1 protein-coding gene is annotated in these 571 nt (G+C 63.9%); it reads right to left on the minus strand.

Features of this window, described 5'->3' with window-relative positions; translation table 11 throughout:
• The coding region (locus OEY_RS29415; protein ID WP_157180053.1) for a multicopper oxidase domain-containing protein at positions 1-571 on the minus strand (571 nt) is incomplete at both ends.

A 571-nucleotide genomic window follows, 5' to 3' on the forward strand; every position in this document is an offset into this window, starting at 1 on the left:
GGGGGGTCGGGGGCATTCGGACACCTCGAAGAATCCCATCCAGCCGAGGTCGGCGAACTCGGTCTTGTGTGCGTGGAACATGTATCTGCCCGGGTACGGGAATCGGAGTTCGCAGATGCCGCGCTGGCCCTGCGCCTGGACCACGGTGTCGGTGAATTCGGACGGTTCGAGCCGGGTGCCGGTGGGGTAGTAGTCGAAGAAGTTGCCGTGCAGATGAAAGCTGTTGACCGGGTCGTATTCGAGGACGTTGACCAGATAGATCCGGACCAGCTCGTTGCGCCGGACCTGGACCGGTTCGTGCATGTAGTGGAACGGGATGCCGTTGACGGCGTAGAGCTGGTTGCCTTCGCCGTCGAAGGTGGTGTTGTACCCGTGCATCACCATCACCATCTCGTCCGCCGGCGGCCGGTCCTGGGGTGGGTCGACGATGAAGGTGCCGTACATGCCGCGGGCGATGTGCTCGGCGAGCGGGCTCACATGGCAGTGATACAGGTGCACCCCGAACGGGATCGCGTCGAATTCGTAGGTGAACGACTCGCCCGGTTCGATCACACCGCGCCCCACCCCGGGC

The sequence above is a fragment of the Rhodococcus sp. P14 genome, from assembly GCF_000256505.1.
Classification (GTDB): domain Bacteria; phylum Actinomycetota; class Actinomycetes; order Mycobacteriales; family Mycobacteriaceae; genus Rhodococcus; species Rhodococcus ruber.